This window comes from Citromicrobium bathyomarinum (assembly GCF_038594485.1).
Taxonomy (GTDB): domain Bacteria; phylum Pseudomonadota; class Alphaproteobacteria; order Sphingomonadales; family Sphingomonadaceae; genus Alteriqipengyuania; species Alteriqipengyuania bathyomarina_A.
In genome coordinates, this window is record NZ_JBCFZG010000004.1 from 370,206 (window position 1) to 383,682 (window position 13,477).

At 65.2% G+C, this 13,477-nt stretch carries 14 protein-coding genes and 1 tRNA gene; 11 read left to right on the forward strand and 4 right to left on the reverse strand.

The window, feature by feature from the left end:
* Positions 1-16 precede the first annotated feature (16 nt).
* On the reverse strand, positions 17-745 hold the full coding sequence (gene ubiG, locus AAG591_RS07465; protein WP_342530481.1) for a bifunctional 2-polyprenyl-6-hydroxyphenol methylase/3-demethylubiquinol 3-O-methyltransferase UbiG: 729 nt from the start codon (positions 743-745) through the stop codon (positions 17-19).
* A 53-nt stretch (positions 746-798) separates the two neighbouring features.
* Here ubiG and AAG591_RS07470 point away from each other — a divergent pair, with 53 nt between their 5' ends.
* Complete coding sequence (locus AAG591_RS07470; RefSeq protein ID WP_342530482.1) at positions 799-2,091, forward strand: aspartate kinase; 1,293 nt, start codon at positions 799-801, stop codon at positions 2,089-2,091.
* 10 nt (positions 2,092-2,101) lie between these two features.
* On the forward strand, positions 2,102-3,259 hold the full coding sequence (gene purT, locus AAG591_RS07475) for a formate-dependent phosphoribosylglycinamide formyltransferase (RefSeq protein ID WP_342530483.1): 1,158 nt from the start codon (positions 2,102-2,104) through the stop codon (positions 3,257-3,259).
* A gap of 16 nt (positions 3,260-3,275) precedes the next feature.
* On the opposite strand, the gene AAG591_RS07480 is transcribed toward purT, so the two are convergent.
* The gene (locus AAG591_RS07480) at positions 3,276-3,800 is read right to left on the reverse strand and encodes a DUF2306 domain-containing protein (protein WP_342530484.1); all 525 of its coding nucleotides are present in this window, start codon (positions 3,798-3,800) and stop codon (positions 3,276-3,278) included.
* Between the two features lie 157 nt (positions 3,801-3,957).
* Here AAG591_RS07480 and AAG591_RS07485 point away from each other — a divergent pair, with 157 nt between their 5' ends.
* The 6 genes from AAG591_RS07485 to AAG591_RS07510 all read left to right on the forward strand — a co-directional run bounded on the left by AAG591_RS07485 (position 3,958) and on the right by AAG591_RS07510 (position 9,180).
* On the forward strand, positions 3,958-4,767 hold the full coding sequence (locus tag AAG591_RS07485) for a LytTR family DNA-binding domain-containing protein (protein WP_342530485.1): 810 nt from the start codon (positions 3,958-3,960) through the stop codon (positions 4,765-4,767).
* A 39-nt stretch (positions 4,768-4,806) separates the two neighbouring features.
* Entirely contained in the window at positions 4,807-5,823 is a 1,017-nt protein-coding gene (locus tag AAG591_RS07490; protein WP_342530486.1) for an NAD(P)H-dependent flavin oxidoreductase, read from the forward strand.
* A 105-nt stretch (positions 5,824-5,928) separates the two neighbouring features.
* On the forward strand, positions 5,929-6,576 hold the full coding sequence (locus AAG591_RS07495; RefSeq protein WP_342530488.1) for a YceI family protein: 648 nt from the start codon (positions 5,929-5,931) through the stop codon (positions 6,574-6,576).
* Positions 6,577-6,711: 135 nt separating this feature from the next.
* Positions 6,712-7,596 (forward strand): dienelactone hydrolase family protein, encoded by an 885-nt coding sequence (locus AAG591_RS07500; protein ID WP_342530489.1) that lies wholly within the window; start codon positions 6,712-6,714, stop codon positions 7,594-7,596.
* A 94-nt stretch (positions 7,597-7,690) separates the two neighbouring features.
* The gene (locus AAG591_RS07505) at positions 7,691-8,701 is read left to right on the forward strand and encodes an SPFH domain-containing protein (RefSeq protein WP_342531231.1); all 1,011 of its coding nucleotides are present in this window, start codon (positions 7,691-7,693) and stop codon (positions 8,699-8,701) included.
* Positions 8,698-9,180 (forward strand): NfeD family protein, encoded by a 483-nt coding sequence (locus tag AAG591_RS07510; RefSeq protein ID WP_342530490.1) that lies wholly within the window; start codon positions 8,698-8,700, stop codon positions 9,178-9,180. The genes AAG591_RS07505 and AAG591_RS07510 overlap by 4 nt, the downstream gene beginning before the upstream one ends.
* Before the next feature lie 16 nt (positions 9,181-9,196).
* On the opposite strand, the gene AAG591_RS07515 is transcribed toward AAG591_RS07510, so the two are convergent.
* A complete protein-coding gene (locus tag AAG591_RS07515; RefSeq protein WP_342530491.1) occupies positions 9,197-10,147 on the reverse strand; it encodes a complex I NDUFA9 subunit family protein in 951 nt (316 codons plus the stop codon).
* Positions 10,148-10,350: 203 nt separating this feature from the next.
* Here AAG591_RS07515 and AAG591_RS07520 point away from each other — a divergent pair.
* Positions 10,351-10,437: transfer RNA gene (locus AAG591_RS07520), tRNA-Leu, on the forward strand.
* Between the two features lie 299 nt (positions 10,438-10,736).
* Here AAG591_RS07520 and AAG591_RS07525 read toward each other — a convergent pair.
* The gene (locus AAG591_RS07525) at positions 10,737-11,516 is read right to left on the reverse strand and encodes a 2-keto-4-pentenoate hydratase (RefSeq protein ID WP_342530492.1); all 780 of its coding nucleotides are present in this window, start codon (positions 11,514-11,516) and stop codon (positions 10,737-10,739) included.
* 170 nt (positions 11,517-11,686) lie between these two features.
* On the opposite strand from AAG591_RS07525, the gene AAG591_RS07530 reads away from it, so the two are divergent.
* Positions 11,687-12,706 (forward strand): LacI family DNA-binding transcriptional regulator, encoded by a 1,020-nt coding sequence (locus AAG591_RS07530; protein ID WP_342530493.1) that lies wholly within the window; start codon positions 11,687-11,689, stop codon positions 12,704-12,706.
* A 123-nt stretch (positions 12,707-12,829) separates the two neighbouring features.
* Positions 12,830-13,462: an RpiB/LacA/LacB family sugar-phosphate isomerase gene (locus AAG591_RS07535; protein ID WP_342530494.1), complete on the forward strand. Its 633-nt coding sequence runs from the start codon at positions 12,830-12,832 to the stop codon at positions 13,460-13,462.
* Positions 13,463-13,477 lie beyond the last annotated feature (15 nt).

The following is a 13,477-nucleotide window of genomic DNA, read 5'->3' on the forward strand; positions in this document are numbered from 1 at the left end:
ATGACGAGTCGGGTGCCTAAGCTCGTCGCGCCGCAAGGATGTAGTTGAGGCTCATGTCGTCGCTCAGGTGCAGACCCTTGCCGGGGCGGTAGGCGATGCCCCGCGTGGCGGTCACGGTGAGGCCCGCCTCCGCGATCAACGCCCCCAGCTCTTCCGGCGTTACGAAGTCGTCCCAGTGGTGCGTGCCCCTCGGCACCGCACCGACCGCTTCCGCCGCGCCGACCAGCAACACGCGGCTGGCCGCGGTGCGGTTGGGCGTGGATAGGATCAGGAGGCCATCATCGGCAAGCTTGGCGTTGAGCGCAGCGATAAAGGCAGGCTTGTCCGCGACATGCTCGATCACCTCCATGCAGGTGACGAGATCGAAGGTGCCGAGATCCAACGCGCCGATCTCGCCCGCCATGTAGCGAATGTCGAGCCCCGCCGCCTCGGCATGAGCGCTAGCTGCCGCCACGTTCTCGGGCGCGGCATCGACGCCTGTCACCTCGGCACCGAGCCGGGAAAGGGGCTCGCACAGCAGGCCCGCGCCGCAGCCGACATCCACCGCGCTCTTGCGGACAAGCGGCGATACGCTCTCGATATCGCCGCCCCAGTGGCGGTCGATCGCGTCCCTCACGAAGCCCAGCCGCACCGGGTTCAATCGGTGGAGCATGGCGGAGGAACCCTTCGGGTCCCACCAGTCCGCGGCCAGCGCGCCGAAATGGGCTGCTTCATCGGGGCGAATGGTTGCTGTTGCATCGCTCATGCGCCCTCCCTAACACCGCGCCGAAAGTGGCACCAGCGAGGAAGGCTTCGCCCTTGGCGCGGATCGTGATGAAATTCGGCGGCACCTCGATGGCGGGGACCGAGCGCATTCGGCGTGTGGCGCAGATCGTGCGCAAGCAGGCGGCCCCCAAGGACGGCGGCGCGGCGAACGAGGTCGCGGTGGTCGTCTCCGCGATGGCGGGCGAGACCGACCGGCTGGTCAACTTCGCGCGCGAGGCCCACGCGCTCTACGACCCGGCGGAATACGACGTGGTCGTGGCGAGCGGCGAACAGGTCACTTCCGGCCTGCTGGCGCTGACGCTGCAATCGCTTGGGGCAAAGGCGCGCAGCTGGCTCGGCTGGCAATTGCCGGTCCGCACGATCGAGGCGCATGCCAAGGCGCGGGTCGATTCGATCGACAGCGAGGCCCTGCTCGCCAGCATGGCCGAAGGCACGATCGCGGTAATCCCCGGTTTCCAGGGGCTGAGCGACGCGGGCCGTGTCACCACGCTCGGCCGCGGCGGGTCGGACACCAGCGCGGTCGCGGTCGCGGCGGCGGTCAAGGCCGACCGCTGCGACATCTACACCGATGTCGACGGGGTCTACACCACCGACCCCCGCATCGTCGCCAAGGCGCGCAAGCTGAAGGCGGTGACCTACGAGGAAATGCTCGAACTCGCTTCCGTCGGCGCGAAGGTTTTGCAGACCCGCTCTGTCAGCCTCGCGATGAAGGAAGGCGTCAGGATACAGGTTCTCTCCAGCTTCGTGGACGACGATGCGACCCCGGCGGACGATCTGCCGGGCACACTGATCGTTTCCGAGGAAGAAATGGAGCGGATGGTCGAAGAGGGACTTATGGAACGCAAGCTCGTCACCGGCATCGCGCACGACAAGAACGAAGCCAAGATCATCCTCACTCGCGTGCCCGACAAGCCGGGCGCGGTGGCGGAAATCTTCGGCCCGCTGGCGGAGGCCAGCATCAATGTCGACATGATCATCCAGAACGTGGGCCGCGACAAGGGCGAGACCGACGTGACCTTCACGATCCCCCAGACCGACCTCGCGCGCGCGCAGGCCCTGCTGGAGGACAAGCGCGAATCGATCGGCTACAACCGGATCATCACCGACAGCCACATCGCGAAGATCAGCGTCGTGGGCGTGGGCATGAAGAGCCACGCGGGCGTGGCGAGCGACATGTTCCGCGCGCTGGCGGACAGAGGCATCAACATCCAGGCGATCACTACTTCCGAGATCAAGGTCAGTGTGATGATCGACGAGGACGAGACCGAGCTGGCCGTGCGCGTGCTCCACACCGCCTACGGGCTGGACGCGGAAGACGCGGCCTGAGGCTGGCCGGGTGAGCCACACCGCCAAAATCCTGCTGCTCGGCTCGGGCGAGCTGGGGCGCGAGTTTGTTATCTCGGCCAAGCGGCTGGGCGCTTACGTGATCGCCTGCGACAGCTACGACAATGCGCCCGCGATGCAGCTGGCCGACGCGCGCGAGGTGTTCTCGATGCTCGACGGCGAAGCGCTGCGCAGCGTGATCGAGAAGCACCAGCCCGACCATGTCGTGCCCGAGATCGAGGCGATCCGGACCGAGGTGCTGGCCGAGGTCGAGGCGGCGGGCGTGCATGTCGTTCCCACCGCGCGCGCGGCGCAGCTGACCATGAACCGCGACGCGATCCGCGACCTGGCGGCGCAGGAGCTGGGCGTGCGCACCTCGCGCTATGGCTATGCGACCACCCTCGAGGAAGTGCGCGCGGCGGCGAGCGACACGGGTTTTTCCTGCGTCATCAAGCCGGTCATGTCGTCCTCGGGCAAGGGCCAGAGCACGGTGCAGGACGAAGCTGGGCTGGAGGCCGCTTGGGACTACGCGGTCGCCAACATGCGCGGCGACCGGGCGCGGGTGATCGTCGAGCAGTTTATCGCCTTCGATTACGAGATCACGCTGCTGACCGTGCGGCATAAAGACGGCATCACCTTCTGCCCGCCGATCGGCCACCGGCAGGAACGCGGCGACTATCAGGAAAGCTGGCAGCCGCACGGGATGAGCGCGGCCGCGCTGGCAGACGCGCAGGAGATGGCGCGCAAGGTGGTCGATAATCTGGGCGGCTACGGGTTGTTCGGGGTCGAGTTCTTTGTGCGCGGAGACGAAGTGATCTTCTCGGAGCTTTCGCCACGCCCGCACGACACCGGGATGGTCACGCTGGTCAGCCAGAACCTGACCGAGTTCGACCTCCACGCCCGCGCGGTGATGGGCCTCCCGGTGCCCGAGACGATCCGTGCGCGCCCGGCCGCCAGCGCGGTGATCCTCGCCGACCGCGAGAGCGAGAACGTGTCCTACGACGGGCTGGCCGAGGCGATGGAGAACGGCGCGGACATCCGCATCTTCGCCAAGCCCGTGACGCGGCCCTACCGCCGCATGGGCGTTGCGCTGGCCACGGCGGGCGATACGGACGAAGCCCGCCGCCTCGCGAAGGAAGCGGGGGACCGGGTCACGCTCAGCTACGACTGATCGAAGGCTGGGCTCCTCAGCCGAACAGCCACATGCCCATCAAGCGGCTCGGCAGGAAGGCGAACAGGCCGGGGATCATCAGCGCGCCGAGGTACATGCGGGTGATGTTCCGGCGATGGCTCGCAAGGTCGCCCTTGCGCGCGGTGCGCACGACCTGCCAGGCCCCCAGCAGCGTGATCGGCACGAAGATGTGAATCCAGCTGAAGTCGCTCCCACCGCGCACGAAGGTGATCGCGATGGCGGTGACGACCATCAGGCTGACCCAGATCTTGCCGAGCATCTTGTGCAGTTTCGTGCCCTTGGTCGAGAGCAGCAGGTAAGCGCCCAGCGGCACGCAGGGCAGCACGGTGACGATGTGGATCGCGATGGCAATGTTGCGATAGCGCCCGTCGTCGGGTGCGAGGCCGGTCAGGAATTTGAAGAGCGCCACCGCGATGGCAATGGTCATCAGCGTGCCCGCTACCGTGACGATCGATTTGATGAGCGGGCCATTGTCGAAGTGGGGCTTGGAGCGCGTGGTCGGGGCGGCGGTGGTGGTCATGCGAAAGTCTCCTGCGTCTCTGTCTGACCCCTCGATGCCGCATGCCCGTTCGCGGGCAACGCGGGCTTCGCGGACGAGGCGAGACCTTCGCGAAAGCGCCCGATTTGCGCGCGTTTGCCACTTTACGAAGCGCGAATGGTCCGCCACCATTGCGCCAATGGACACGAGCGAGCGCCGCGCCGAGGATACCGCCCAGCACCCGGTGCTGCGCAAGGTGCTGATCGACCTGTCGATCATGGTGGTGCTCGGCGTTCTGCTGGCGGTGATGGGGCCTTTCGGAACCTTCCAGATGCCGCTGCCCGTCCGCCTCCTCTACTGGGTCGGCCTCGCGGTGGTGGGGTACGGGTGTTACCGCCCGATTGGCGCGCTTGTGACCAGCCTGGGCCCCCGGCTCGACCTGCCGGAATGGCCGCTATGGGTTGCCGCATGCCTGCTGGCGAGCGTGCCGGTGACATTGGCGGTATTCTTCGCGGGGCAGCTCCCCGGGCCGTTCGCGTTGCCCACGTTCGATCGCTTCGCGCGAACCTACCCCTACGTGCTGCTGGTCGGCAGCGGGGTGACTCTGCTGTTTCACCAGCTCGAACGGCGCAAGGCCGTGCCTGTGACCGACAAGCCATCGCCGCCCGAGCCACAGGGGGAGACTCCGCCACCGCCAGCCGCTCGTTTCCTCGACCGACTGCCCGCGCATCTCGGCAGTGATCTCTTCGCGCTCGAGATGGAGGATCATTACGTGCGCGCGCATACCGCGCTCGGCTCCGAACTGATCCTGCTGAGGATGCGCGATGCGGTGGCGGAGCTGGAGGGCATCGATGGCGCACAGGTCCACCGCAGTTGGTGGGTCGCGCGCGACGCGGTCGAGGACGTAAAGCGCGACGGGCGCAACCTGCGCTTGGTGCTGCCCGACGGGCTCGAAGCGCCCGTCTCGCGCACGCGCGTGACCGAATTGAAAGAGGCAGGCTGGTTCTAGCGCTTGCCCGGCGGGCACGAGGATCGTAACCGCCTCATCATGAGCGATACTCCCAAGACAGACGCGCTGATGGCGCGCGGCGCAGATTTCCTCGGCAGCAAATACGCGATCCTGTGTGGCGCGATGAGCTGGGTTTCGGAACGCAACCTCGTGTCCGCCATCTCCAACGCGGGCGGCTTCGGCGTGATCGCTTGCGGGGCGATGACGCCCGAACTGCTCGATACAGAGATCGCCGAGACGAAAAGCCTCACCGACAAGCCCTTCGGCGTCAACCTCATCACCATGCACCCGCAGCTGTTCGATCTGATCGCGGTCTGCGAAAAGCACGCCGTCACGCACGTCGTGCTCGCGGGCGGCATCCCGCCCAAGGGCAGCGTCGAGGCGATCAAGGGCGGCAAGAACCCGGCCAAGGTCATCTGTTTCGCGCCGACGCTGGCGCTGGCCAAGAAGCTGCTGCGTTCGGGTGCGGATGCGCTGGTGATCGAAGGGATGGAAGCGGGCGGCCATATCGGCCCGGTTTCGACCAGCGTGCTGGCGCAGGAAATGCTGCCCGACCTTTCTGCCGATCATCTGATCTTCGTCGCGGGCGGCATCGGGCGCGGTAGCGCGATTGCGGGCTACCTCGAGATGGGCGCATGCGGCGTGCAGCTGGGCACGCGCTTCGCCTGCGCGACCGAGAGCATTGCGCACGAGAATTTCAAGAAGGCGTTCTTCCGCGCCTCCGCCCGCGAAGCGGTTGCCAGCGTGCAGGTCGATGCGCGGCTGCCGGTGATCCCGGTGCGCGCGCTCAAGAACAAGGGCACCGAGGAATTCACCGCCACCCAGCGCGAGATCGCCGGGCGCTTGGACCGCGAAGAAATCGCGATGGCCGAGGCGCAGCTGCAGGTCGAGCATTACTGGGCGGGCGCGCTGCGCCGCGCGGTGATCGACGGCGATGTCGAGAACGGCAGCCTGATGGCGGGGCAATCGGTCGGCATGGTCAAGGAAGAAGAGCCCGTCGCCAAGATCATCGCCACGCTGATGGCCGAGAGCGAGGACGCGCTGACGCGGCGGTGATTTCATGATCTGTCGGGGAACATCGGCGGTTCTGGGGATTTGGCTCTACTGAGCCACGCGCAGGGCATCCGCTCTCGCAATCAGCATCAGCAGGAGATTCGAGCCATGCGCACCGCCCAGACCCTTGCCGTTTTCGCCCTGATCGGCGCGGCGACCGTTCCCGCCCTCGCGTTTCAGGAAACGCCCGAGCTCCCCGGCACGATGGATGTCAGCCGTGTCAGCGGGGGCACCTACGAAACCGATCCGTCGCACACGCTGGTCGCGTGGACGGTCAACCACTTCGGCTTCAACGACTATTTCGGTGCTTTCGGCGATGTCGACGGCACGCTGACGATCGATCCGGCGAACCCGGACGATGCGATGGTCGATGTCAGCATTCCGATCGACAGCATTACCGTCGTCAGCCAGGGCCTGCACGATCACCTGCTGCGCGCAGGCAAGGACGGGGCGGAGCCGGACTTCTTCGGGCCCGACGCTGGGATGGCGCGGTTCGTTTCGACCGACGTCGATGTCGCGCCCAGCGGCACCGAGGCTGAGATTACCGGCAACCTCACGATGAACGGTGTGACCCGGCCCGTCACCATCGATGCCCGCTTCACCGGCGCGGGGACCAACCCGATGAGCAAGGTCGAAACGGTCGGCTTCATGGGCTCCGCCACGATCATGCGGTCCGACTTCGGGATCGATTTCGCGCTGCCCATGGTCTCGGACGAAGTCACGTTGAAGATAAGCGCAGCGTTCGAAAAGCGCTAGGTAAGTGCGGGTCCTCGCCAGAGCGCGGATCGTGTTGCAGGCCAGCTTGCAGATCCGCCATCGACGCGCGACCATGCCCGCGCGATAACATCCCGATCGCCGGGCAGTCCGGCCAGCAGAGCGGAGCCATAGTCGATGTGCAATGAACAGAATCTCGCCCGCTGGGCACATGAAGCCAGAATGACGCGACGCGGCTTTGCCGGAATGGCCGGGGCGGGTGCTGGTGCTGCCGTTCTGACGGGCGCGTTGGCAGGGTGTGTGACCGGCCCCTACGACAATCGTTTGACGGAAGGCGCCGTCAGCTTTTCGACCTCCGACGGCACGATGGACGGGTTTTTCGTGAGGCCCAGCCGCACGCCAAGCCCCGCCGTGCTGTTCTGGCCCGATATCGCCGGGCTGCGCGAGGCGAAGTGCAACATGGCCCGCAGGCTCGCCGGGCGGGGATACGCGGTGCTGGTGGTCAATCCCTATTACCGCGATGTGTCGGGCGAGCAGTTTTCCGATTTCGCCGAGTTCGCGGGCACTGGCGGCTTTCAGAAAGTGAAGCCGTGGCGCGAAAAGCTGACCGCGGAGGCGATCATGTCCGATGCCAGGGCGGCGGTCGAGTGGCTCGATGCGCAGAGCGAAGTCGACACCGCACGCGGAATCGGCACGCAGGGCTATTGCATGGGCGGACCTTTCACCTTCTGGTCCGCTGCTGCGGTGCCGTCGCGGATCAAGGGCGTCGCCAGCTTCCACGGCGGCGGACTGGTGCGCGAAGGCGACCCGATGAGCCCGCACAACACCTTCGACGACACGCAGGCGCGCTACCTCGTCGCGATCGCGAAGAACGACGATGCCGACGCGCCCGAGGACAAGACGATCCTGCGCGAGGCCGCAGCCAGGGCCGGACGCCCAGCACAGATCGAGGTGTTCGCGGGCGACCACGGATGGACCGTGCCCGATAGCCCCTCGTACAACCAGCCGGCTGCCGAAAAGGCGTATGCCGATCTGCTGGAACTCTACGGCAGAGCGCTCTGATACCGCTCGCGAAATCGGCGATTTCTTGCCGGTTTCGCTTTGACCCGGGGCCCGTCCGGGGTAGACTTGCTCCTGTTATAGGAGAGAGAAAATGATGGGTTGGGTTGTCCTCGGGCTGCTGGTTTTCCTGCTGCTGATCTTCCTGATGACCGCCATTACGATGGTGAAGCAGGGCTACGTCTACACGATCGAGCGGTTCGGCAAGTTCACCAAGGCCGCCGATCCGGGCCTGACGATCATCTTCCCGCTGATCGACCGCGTCGGCCACCGCATCAACATGATGGAACAGGTGCTCGACATCCCGGGGCAGGAGATCATCACCAAGGACAACGCGATGGTCGGGGTCGATGCGGTGGTGTTCTTCCAGGTGCTCGACGCGCCCAAGGCGGCTTACGAAGTCTCGGGCCTGCATCCCGCGATCATGGCGCTCACCACCACCAACCTGCGCACCGTGATGGGCAGCATGGATCTGGACGAAACACTGTCCAAGCGAGACGAGATCAATGCCCGCCTGCTGAGCGTGGTCGATCACGCCACCTCGCCGTGGGGGATCAAGATCACCCGCGTCGAGATCAAGGACATCCGCCCGCCGCGCGACATCTCCGAAGCGATGGCCCGGCAGATGAAGGCCGAACGCCTCAAGCGTGCCGAAATCCTCGAAGCCGAAGGCGACCGCCAGAGCCGCATCCTGCGCGCGGAGGGCGAGAAGCAGAGCGCCATCCTGAAAGCAGAGGGTGCTCGCGAAAGCGCGTTCCGCGACGCCGAGGCGCGCGAGCGTGCCGCCGAAGCCGAAGCCAAGGCAACGCAGATGGTGTCCGACGCAATTGCCGGTTCGGGCAACCAGGCGATCAACTACTTCATCGCGCAGGAATATACGAAGGCGGTCGGCAAGTTCGCGGACAGCCCCAATGCCAAGACGATCCTGTTCCCGGTCGAGGCAACCCAGCTGATCGGCTCGCTCGGCGGAATCGGCGAGCTGGTGCGCGACGCGATCGGGCCGGTCGAGCAAACGCAAGGGGATGCTGGGGTGCCTATCCCTGCCGGGCGTGAGCGGGCTGCGGCATCGCGGAGCGGCGTGCCCCATACCGGGCGCGACGGATCATGATCGACGGCGTCGACAATTACTGGGTGTGGATCGCGCTCGGCCTGGCGCTCGCCGTGCTCGAGATCCTGGTGCCGGGCGTCTACCTGATCTGGCTGGCAGCGGCGGCGCTGATCACCGGCGGGCTCAGCTACCTGTTCGGCTTCGGCTGGCCGCTGGAGATCATCAGCTTCGTCAGCCTCGCGCTGATCGCCGTCTACAGCGCACGCCGCTATCTCAGCTACCAGCCGATCATCAGTAGCGATCCCCTGCTCAACCAGAAGGGTGGGCGGATGGTCGGCGAAATCGCGCTGGTGGTCCAGCCGATCGAGAGTGGCAGCGGCAGGGTCAAAGTCGGCGACAGCGAATGGATTGCGCGCGGGCCGGACACTGCGGTTGGTCAGCGTGTGCGGATCAGCGGTAACGACGGCACGATCCTGCTGGTCGAACCGATCGCGCTGATCGCCGATAAGGGCACGGCGGGAGGCGAGGCTCCCGTCTGAATCGGCAGCCTGTGGCTTAGCCGGCGCTGTCGATCCGGGTCGCGAACCGGCCATGCTTGCGGTGGTGGACCATGTACTGGTCGATCACCAGTTCGAGCGGACGCGGCTGGATGCCCAGCGCGGCAAAGCCGGGGACATCGCCACTTGCCACGCTGCCTGCCTTGAGCATGGTCCACTGGTCGCTGTTCATCGGTGTACCGGGCAGGGCGGCAAAGGCGCCGCTTGCGGCATCGGGCATGGGCAGGAACGTGCGATTGCGCCGCTGCGCCTTCGCGATCCGTTCGTTCAGCTGCATCATCGTCCACCGGTCAGGACCGGCCAGCTCGTAGGTCTTGCCGGCGTGCTCTGCAGGCTTGAGCAGCGCGGCCGTAATGCCCGCGGCGACATCGTCGACATGGACAACCTGCATAGGCGCATCGGGAGCAAACACCGGGAGGACCGGGATATTTGCGATCAGCCCCGCGAACATCTGCAGGATGCCGCCATCGGGCCCGAAAATGATCGAAGGACGCAGGATCGTCGCCTCGGGGAACGCCTCGCGCACCAGCTCTTCGCCCAGCGCCTTCGCCTGCGCGTAAGTCGACGGGCCATGGGCATCCGCGCCGATGGCGCTGATTTGCACGAAACTGCGTGCCCCGGCATCCTTCGCCGCCTTCGCCATCGAACCCGCGGCTTCGCCCATCAGCTTCATCAGGTCGCCTTCGAAGCTGCCGACCAGGTTGACCACCGCATCGCTGCCTTCGACGCACGCGCGCACGCTTGCCTCGTCGAGGATGTTGCAGCGGGCGAACTGCAGCTGGCCCAGCTTGGCCAGCGGCTTGAGCGAGAATGCCTCTTCCGGGTTGCGCGCCGCGATTCGCACGCGGGCGTTCTGCTGCAGCAGGTCTTCCGCGACATGGCGGCCGATGAATCCGCTACCGCCGAAAATCGTCACCAGCTTGTCGGTCAGCGGGGTGGTTCTGGGCATTTGCTCGGCCTTTCTGGGCGGGTGGCGCGGGGCGATTGTCCGCGAAGTTTCGCGCTCGCTTTGCCGGATGGCGGCGAGCGCTGCAAGACCGGCGATTATCCTGAAAATGGCACGATCAATTGCGTTGACAGGCAGGTGCACCCTCCGCTAGTTGCCCGCCCCTACCCTAGGCCCCGGACAAAGACGACCGGGTTGCCTCGTGTGCCCAGATGGCGGAATTGGTAGACGCACCGTCTTCAGGTGGCGGCGATCGCAAGGTCGTGGAGGTTCGAGTCCTCTTCTGGGCACCATTTCATTTTTTCTCGATGGAGGCCGAAGTCTCCATTGCCCCGGCCGGTCGGGGATTCAGGACGTTCACTCGTCGCTCGATAGGGACAGGTGCTTCCTTGCAAGTGGCCTACCAGGGCGTGTCAGGGGCAAGTCTCGCAACCGCGGCGACTTGGCGGTACGCAATCCTTCGAATAGCGATCGCACTCGCTCACACTCTCAGATTATCGCCCGCTCGAGGAATGCACGAACGAAGGGGCCCTGCCGATCGGGTGGCGTTCGCTATCTGGCCGAAATCACCGACACCAATCGGGCGAGCGGATCACTCGCCGAAAGTGGTGGTCGAAATCGCGGCGCTTCCAATCTCTCCGAAGGAAGCGCCGATTTGCTGGCCTGGGCGGATTTCATGTACCCCCGTGATCGCCCCGCTCGAAATCCACCAGCCAGAACGAAGGCCGACGCCCCGGTCTGCCAGGTTCTGCAGGAGGAAGCAGACCGCCCCGAACGGCCCGTCGAGCATGTCCGCGGTCGTCGCGCTGCCCACCACCGCATCGTCGATACGCACCGAAACGGGCACGCTATTCAGCGTGCTCCACATTTCTTCCGGCACAGTCCTGCCCAGCAGAATACCGGCGTTGTTGCCGTGATCCGAAATCGTGACGCACGGCCCGTCGGCATTGATACCGGCGTAGGGTGACGAGGCGATTTCCAGTCCGATCCGCACCTCGTCGATCCATCGCATGGCCTCGCGCGGGGTCTGCGGCAGAGCTTCGCCGAGGACCTTAAGGCGCAGCATGAACTCCGCCTCGACCGCGGCAAACCCGCCGCCGAAGATCGTGAAGGTCGCAAGGCTGTCCGTTTCGCGCTGGATACTATCGGCAAAGATCGGACCGGCCAGCCGGTTGGCGCCCAGCACTTCGCTGGCGGGCGGATTGATCTTGCCAACTTTCCATCCGGCCACTTCGCGATCCCACAGGGACAGCGCCTGGTCCTGAACCCGATACGCCGCCGCCAGCGTGGCAGGCCGCTCGCCCGGATATTCCGCAATCGAACGTCCGGATTTTCGCGCTTCCACGAATGCGGTTGCGATATCGCTCGCCATTTCCATCAAACTAGCCCCGCCAAAAACGCCTTGCCGATAACGCTTGGCGCATTACGACACCGGTGTCAAAGCTGTTTGCGGAGGAACGCCCCATCGGTTTGCGAAGCACTTCGCATTATGCGTTGGGTGGTCTATCCCCCAGTACAACCTGTCATAAACACGGGAAGACGATGCCTGACGCCAGTCAAAAACCGACCATCAACGATGTCGCGCGCGTGGCCGGCGTTTCGAAGAAGACCGTCAGTCGGGTCATCAATCGCTCGCCCCTGCTGAAGCAGGAAACGCGGACCAAGGTTGAAGGCGTGATTGCCGAACTGGGGTATCGGCCGAACCCGCAGGCGCGCGCGCTGGCGATGGGGCGCAACTTCCTGATCGGGCTGCTGCACGACAATCCGAACGCGCAGACCGTGCTCAACTTCCAGGTCGGGGTGCTCGATGCCATTCGCGATACGGAATTCGCCCTCGTGGTGCGCCCGGTCGATCGGCGATCGCCGCACATGCTGGACGACATCCGCTCCTTTCTGGAAATCCAGCGCCTGTTCGGCGTGCTGATACTTCCCCCGATTTCAGAGAACGACGATCTGGCGCGGCTGTGCCGCGAAATGGGGTGCGGATATGTCCGGATGGGCTCGGCCCGGCTGGACGATGACGAGCACCTGGTTCAGTCGAACGATCGCGAATGCGTGGAAAGCGTGATCGACCACCTCGTCGCCAACGGCCATCGCCGGATCGCGATCATCAAGGGGCCGGACGGTTTCCGATCCGCGCAGGAACGCGCCGAAGGCTTCGCCGCGGCGATGAGAAAGCATGGGCTCGAGATTCCCCCCGAAGCGATCGGGAGTGGAAATTACCGGTTCGATTCCGGGATCGTCGCGGCGGAAAAGCTGCTGGATACGGACAATCCGCCGACAGCCATCTTCGCAAGCAACGACGAGATGGCGGCCGGCGCCTTCCATGCAGCGCTGGCGCGGGGGATCGATGTTCCGGCGCAGCTTTCGGTCGTCGGCTTCGACGATTCCCCCATCGCGGCGCATATCCTGCCGCCGATGACGACCGTCAGCTGGCCCATTCGCGAAATGGCCAAATCGGCGGCGTTCAAGCTGATCGAACCGACCAACCCGGCGGCGGCGCTCTCCACGTTTCCTGCGCGCCTGGTTGTGCGCAACTCGGTAGCGGCGCCGCGCGATTAGGCGGAGGCGGTTGCATTTTGCCCAGATCCCCCCGATAACGCCTTATGACACCGGTTACCGTGTGCGCGATTCGATGCGCTTTGCGATGGCCGCAATCGACCAGATCATAGAAGAGGTACCCCCATGAAAATCGCGCTGATCAACGAGAACAGCCAGGCTGCCAAGAACGGCATCATCCACGACGCGCTGACGACGGTGGTCGAGCCGCTGGGGCATGAAGTGCACAATTACGGCATGTACACCGCCGACGACGATGCCCAGATCACCTACCCGATGGTCGGCCTGTTGACGGGCATCCTGCTGAATTCGGGCGCGGCCGATTTCGTCGTCACCGGCTGCGGCACGGGGACGGGTTCTATGCTCGCCGCGAACGCGATGCCGGGTGTCTTCTGCGGTTTGATCATCGACCCCACCGATGCCTTTCTCTTCGCGCAGATCAACGATGGGAACGCGATCGCCATGCCTTACGCCAAGGGCTTCGGCTGGGCGGCGGAACTCAACCTGCAGGATTGCTATCGCAAATTGTTCGAAGGCACGCCGGGCGAAGGCTATCCGAAGGAGCGTGCGCAGATCATGGCGAAGAACCGCGGAGTCCTGTCGGAGCTCAAGTCGAAGACGTGCCACGACATGCTGACCGTCGTGAAGACTGTCGATCAGGACCTCCTGAAGAGTGCCATTGCGGGCGAAAAGTTCGCCGAGCTGTTCTATGCCAATTCGCAGGACGAACAGCTGAGCGCCTACCTGCGCGGCCTCTGATCGTCGGCAGAGGGA

Coding starts and splice junctions, on each gene's coding strand:
- AAG591_RS07535 (WP_342530494.1), top strand. CDS start 12,830: ATGAAAATCGCGCTGATCAACGAGAACAGCCAGGCTGCCAAGAACGGC.
- AAG591_RS07505 (WP_342531231.1), top strand. CDS start 7,691: ATGGGTTGGGTTGTCCTCGGGCTGCTGGTTTTCCTGCTGCTGATCTTC.
- AAG591_RS07490 (WP_342530486.1), top strand. CDS start 4,807: ATGAGCGATACTCCCAAGACAGACGCGCTGATGGCGCGCGGCGCAGAT.
- AAG591_RS07515 (WP_342530491.1), bottom strand. CDS start 10,147: ATGCCCAGAACCACCCCGCTGACCGACAAGCTGGTGACGATTTTCGGC.
- AAG591_RS07485 (WP_342530485.1), top strand. CDS start 3,958: ATGGACACGAGCGAGCGCCGCGCCGAGGATACCGCCCAGCACCCGGTG.
- AAG591_RS07495 (WP_342530488.1), top strand. CDS start 5,929: ATGCGCACCGCCCAGACCCTTGCCGTTTTCGCCCTGATCGGCGCGGCG.
- AAG591_RS07525 (WP_342530492.1), bottom strand. CDS start 11,516: ATGGCGAGCGATATCGCAACCGCATTCGTGGAAGCGCGAAAATCCGGA.
- AAG591_RS07510 (WP_342530490.1), top strand. CDS start 8,698: ATGATCGACGGCGTCGACAATTACTGGGTGTGGATCGCGCTCGGCCTG.
- ubiG (WP_342530481.1), bottom strand. CDS start 745: ATGAGCGATGCAACAGCAACCATTCGCCCCGATGAAGCAGCCCATTTC.
- AAG591_RS07480 (WP_342530484.1), bottom strand. CDS start 3,800: ATGACCACCACCGCCGCCCCGACCACGCGCTCCAAGCCCCACTTCGAC.
- AAG591_RS07530 (WP_342530493.1), top strand. CDS start 11,687: ATGCCTGACGCCAGTCAAAAACCGACCATCAACGATGTCGCGCGCGTG.
- AAG591_RS07500 (WP_342530489.1), top strand. CDS start 6,712: ATGTGCAATGAACAGAATCTCGCCCGCTGGGCACATGAAGCCAGAATG.